The 4,874-nt window shown below is 34.2% G+C and carries 5 protein-coding genes; 4 read left to right on the top strand and 1 reads right to left on the bottom strand.

The annotated features are described in order from the left end of the window. Positions 1–464: CDP-alcohol phosphatidyltransferase family protein (locus PHI38_RS09090; RefSeq protein ID WP_299855346.1), on the bottom strand; the 464-nt coding region annotated here is incomplete at its 3' end. A 149-nt stretch (positions 465–613) separates the two neighbouring features. On the opposite strand from PHI38_RS09090, the gene PHI38_RS09085 reads away from it, so the two are divergent. The 4 genes from PHI38_RS09085 to PHI38_RS09070 all read left to right on the top strand — a co-directional run. Next, positions 614–1,933 (top strand): hypothetical protein, encoded by a 1,320-nt coding sequence (locus PHI38_RS09085; RefSeq protein ID WP_299855342.1) that lies wholly within the window; start codon positions 614–616, stop codon positions 1,931–1,933. 88 nt (positions 1,934–2,021) lie between these two features. Then, complete coding sequence (locus PHI38_RS09080) at positions 2,022–2,252, top strand: FeoA family protein (RefSeq protein ID WP_299855339.1); 231 nt, start codon at positions 2,022–2,024, stop codon at positions 2,250–2,252. After that, the gene (gene feoB / locus PHI38_RS09075; protein ID WP_299855337.1) at positions 2,249–4,384 is read left to right on the top strand and encodes a ferrous iron transport protein B; all 2,136 of its coding nucleotides are present in this window, start codon (positions 2,249–2,251) and stop codon (positions 4,382–4,384) included. The genes PHI38_RS09080 and feoB overlap by 4 nt, the downstream gene beginning before the upstream one ends. A 65-nt stretch (positions 4,385–4,449) precedes the next feature. Then, positions 4,450–4,874: ferritin-like domain-containing protein (locus tag PHI38_RS09070; protein WP_299855334.1), on the top strand; the 425-nt coding region annotated here is incomplete at its 3' end.

Raw genomic sequence — 4,874 nt, 5'->3', positions numbered from 1 at the left:
TGCGCGAGGTATGCTAACCAAAGTAAAATAGCGCCAAGAGGTGTTGGAACACCTATGAAGTACTTACCAACTTCTCCAACATCTGCGTTTATGTTGAACTCTATGAGCCTTCTAAGCCCAGAGATTACGTAGTATATACTAATAACTCCAGCTAAGAACATCATAACACCAGAGCAGTTATTTTTATAAACAGCTTGAAATATAAGAAATACTGGTACAAGAACAAAGCTCAAAAAATCAGCAAAGCTGTCAAGTTGAACTCCAAACTCATTTGAAAGAGCATATTTTCTAGCAATCTTGCCATCAAAAACATCAAAAGCTCCACCAATCCACGCCAAAATAATTGCAAGAAAAAAGTTGTCTTGAGTTATAAAATAGACAGCTAAGAGTCCAGCAGTTATATTTACAAAAGTAAACATATTTGCTAAATTAAAGTGAGAAGAAGCGTTGTATAAAAATTTCATAATAATCTTTTTGTTGAAATTATAACCTAAATGCAAATGTTACTATAAAATTATAACAAGATGTGAGATGAGAATAGTTATCAATATTAAGTCTTATATAAGTTGATATTGATTATCATTCAGAATTAGATTATGAAAAAGGTTAAAAGGTGAAGAAAAAAATAATTTTTACTTTATCATCTGTTGTTTTAATGTTAAATAACAATCTTGGTGCCACGCAAGAAGCGCCTCAAAGTATTAAAGATAGAGAGCACTCAGTTAGAGATATAATCGACAAGGTGTCAAAACCTATAGAAACAGATGTATCAACAGCTGATAAAATAGGCCATGTCTTTAAAGATGGCACTGTCTCAGGACAAGTTAGATTGTTATACTCAGGCTACAACAATAGTGGAGCTCTAGATCAGTATGCAACTGCTGTTGGTGGTATGCTAAAGTATAAACTTGCAGAGTATAATGGGTTTAATGCGGCTATCGAAGCTATAACTGCGCAGGATACAAATTTTGCAACTGGTGATGATGCAAAACAAAATAGTGAATTATCTTCTTCAAAAGGAAGTTATACTGAATTCTCTCAAGCATATTTAAATTATAAAAATGGTGCTTTAAATATTCGTGCTGGACGTCAAGTAGTAGGTACTCCACTCGCAAATAGTGATGATATTAGAATGGTTCCAAATACATTTGAAGCGTATATTGCAACGTACACAAATGAAGAGATAACTTTAAAGGGAGGCTTGCTTACAAAATGGCAAGGGGTAGATACAGGTTTAGATCCTGATTATCACTGGTCAGAGACTGGTGATGATGGAACATACTTTGGTGGGATTTCATACTCTACAAAATTTTTAGATACAAGGCTTTGGTATTACGATATATCTGAAGACACAAATGCTAATAGTGCAACTGGAAATGTTGCAAACTCTTCAGTATATTCAGATATATCACTGCATTTATCTATATCAGCAGATTATGCTCTTCACGCCAACGTACAATATATAAATCAAAACGAATCTGATAATAGCGGTATAGACTCTTCTATATATGGCGCTATGGCAGAGTTTGTAATGTTTGAAGATTTTGCTATAACAGCTGCATACAATAAGTCTGAAAAGCAGACTGGCAAAGGAAGCTTTAGTGGTTTTGGAGGAGGAACTTTGTATACAAATATGGACTCTATGATTATCGATGCTATTACGTTAGATAGAGATGCAAAAGCAATTGTTGCAGGTATTACTTATAGAATTGGTGATTTTGGTTTCTTATATGCATACGGAGATTTTGATGGAGAGGCGGACTCATTAGGGGTTAAAGAGCATATTGTAGAGCAAAACTTAGGTTTTGAATATACGCCAAATGAAAATCTCACTATTGCAGCGATATATGTTAAAAATGATGATAAAGAAAATACTCAAAGTAATGGCGGAGATTGGGAAAATATAAGAGCCCTTATTTCATATAGTTTTTGATTTAACTGATATTTAACATGATATCTATTATCATTGTGGCTAATGTGGGTCTAATTTTTAAAATAAGATAAAAATAAAGATAAAAAAAATGAAAAAAAAATTAAGTGATTGTAAAAAAGCTTGTGTTGTAAGAGTTACAAAACTAAATGCAGATGCAGAGTTAAAGCGGAGACTCATATCTTTTGGTGTTATGAAAGATGTAATTATAGAAGTTTTAGAGTATGCTCCTGCAAAAAGTACAATAGAGATAAAAGTAGGTAGTACAAGATTGGCTCTAAGAGCAACTGAAGCTGATTTAATAGAGGTTGAGAAGATATGAAAAATAGTACAAAAAGCTGTCCTATTACAGCTAAGCATATAAAAGTTGCACTAGTTGGTCAGCCAAATGTTGGGAAGAGTATGCTCATCAACTCTATCTCTAATGCGCGTTTACACGTAGGAAATTTTACAGGTGTAACAGTAGAGAAAAGTGAAGTTCTATTTGACTATAAAGATTACCATTTTACTGTTATTGACTTGCCCGGAACGTATGCCTTAAATGACTACTCTATAGAAGAAAAAGTCACAACAGAGTATCTTTATAGCCAACATTATGACCTTATTATCAATGTTGTTGATTCAACAAACTTAGAGAAAAACCTTCAGTTAACAACTGAGCTTATGAGTATCGGTAAAAAAATGGTTATCGCTTTAAATATGAGTGATGAAGCAGATAAAGAAGGCATTGAGATAGATAATGTTCAGATGTCTCTTATCTTAGGAGTGCCTTGTGTTAAGGTGTCTGCTGCTACAAAATTTGGAATTGAGGCCCTTATAAAAGCTCTAGTAGAGGAGTTTGAAGAAGAGAGAGTGCAAAATAAACTTCTCTTTAGTGAGGCAGTTGAAGAGGAGATATCTTTAATTGTGCGAAGTTTGGCAAAACACAGATATGAAGATGAAAACTCTTATAGAAATATAGCTATAAATATCTTAAAAGGGGAGAAAAAAACCTATGCAAAACTACATGATAACCCTGTCTGGACTGAGTTACAACCTCTAATCATAGAAGCCCTTAAACATATAGAACTTCATCATGATAGTGATGATATAAAAGAGGCATTTGCTTCAGAATATGCAGCTTTTAATAGAGGTGTTGTGCATGAAGTTTTAAAACGTAGTAAAGAGATTGAAAAAAGAACTCTTACAGATAAGATAGACTCTGTTTTGATACATAACATTTTTGGAATTCCTATATTTTTGTTTTTTATGTGGTCTCTTTTTCAGTTAACTTTTGAAATAGGCTCTATCCCAATGGAGTGGATAGATGGCTTTTTCTCATGGTTAGGTGAGACAGTAGGGGCAACAATAGCAAATGATGATGTACGCTCTTTGGTTGTAGATGGAGTTATTGCAGGTGTTGGCGCTGTTGTGCTGTTTGTTCCAAATATTGCGATACTATTTGTAGGTATTGCACTACTCGAGAGTACTGGTTATATGTCAAGAGTAGCATTTTTACTTGATGGATTTTTTCATAAGTTTGGGCTTCATGGACAATCGTTTATACCACTTGTTACCGGCTTTGGTTGCTCGATTCCCGCTTATATGTCGGCAAGGATACTAAAAAATGACAGAGATAGACTTTTAACTCTTTTTATCATAGGATTTATGAGTTGTGGGGCAAGACTTCCTGTATATGTGCTTTTTGCAGGTGCATTTTTCTCTGAGGGTATGGCTGGAAACATTCTTTTTGCTATCTATATTACGGGTGCAGCAATTGGGCTATTTGCTGCAAAGATTTTAAAACTCACTGCGTTTAAAGGTGTGGATGAGCCTTTTGTTATGGAGATGCCAAAGTATAGACTTCCGTCTGTAAAACTTATCTGGCATACAGTTGTTACAAAGACTTTGATGTACCTAAAAAAAGCAGGTACTTTTATCGCAGCTGCTTCTATTCTTATCTGGTTCTTTAGTAACTACCCGCACAACGCGGAGCTAAAAGAGAGTTTTGATATAAAAATAGAAAATGCCACAACTGAAAATGAAAAAAGAGTCCTTCAAAACAGCTTAGCAGAAGAGCATTTGGAGCAGAGTTATTTAGGACAAATAGGTAAATTTTCAGAGCCTTTATTTGCACCACTTGGCTTTGATTGGAAGATGAGTGTAGCACTTCAAACTGGACTTGCTGCAAAAGAGGTTGTTGTCTCAACTCTTGGTGTTTTATACTCTCTTGGTAGTGATGTAGATGAAGGTAATAACTCACTAAAAGCGATGATATCAAAAAATGTCCCTTTTGCTTCTGCTGTTGCATTCATAGTTGTAGTTATGATATATCTACCTTGTCTTGCTGCTTCGGTTGTCTTTACACGTGAAGCTGGAGGGATAAAATATTTCTTTTATCTTTTAGCATTCACATCAATAGCCGCTTATTCTTTAGCTTTCATAGCTTACAATATAGCTAAGTTCTTAGAGTGAAAATTATTATTTAAGACTCAAAGAACTATACTATTAGAGATATATAACACTTTAAGGAGTTTATTATGGCTAAGTTTGGAAATTCAATTATAAAAGGCTTAGAGATTAGTGAGATAATCACAGTCCTAAATAAAGCTTATGCAGATGAGTGGTTAGCTTATTATCAATACTTTATAGAAGCAAAAGTTGTAAAAGGAATCATGAAAGATGCGGCAATTGCAGAGCTTATACAACATGCTGCAGATGAGCTGAGACATGCTGATATGGTGGCAAATAGGATTTTACAGCTTGGAGGAACTCCTCTTCTTAATCCAAAAGCTTGGTATACACATACAAATTGTGGTTATGAAGAACCAAAAGATTATGATGTTGTTAGCATACTTAAAGACTCTATCAAAGGTGAGCAGTGTGCTATTTCTATATACTCAAAATTAGTTGATATGACTAGAGATAAAGACATAGTAACATACGATATCGTCTCTCAAATATT

Origin of the sequence: Sulfurimonas sp. (assembly GCF_028694895.1) — a bacterium.
GTDB lineage: Bacteria > Campylobacterota > Campylobacteria > Campylobacterales > Sulfurimonadaceae > Sulfurimonas.
Note: the sequence above shows the minus strand (reverse complement) of the source record. Positions and strands in the feature narration are given on the sequence as shown.

Bases quoted from the DNA above. Each gene is read 5' to 3' on its own strand.
- PHI38_RS09080 (WP_299855339.1), top strand. From the start codon at position 2,022: ATGAAAAAAAAATTAAGTGATTGTAAAAAAGCTTGTGTTGTAAGAGTT.
- feoB (WP_299855337.1), top strand. From the start codon at position 2,249: ATGAAAAATAGTACAAAAAGCTGTCCTATTACAGCTAAGCATATAAAA.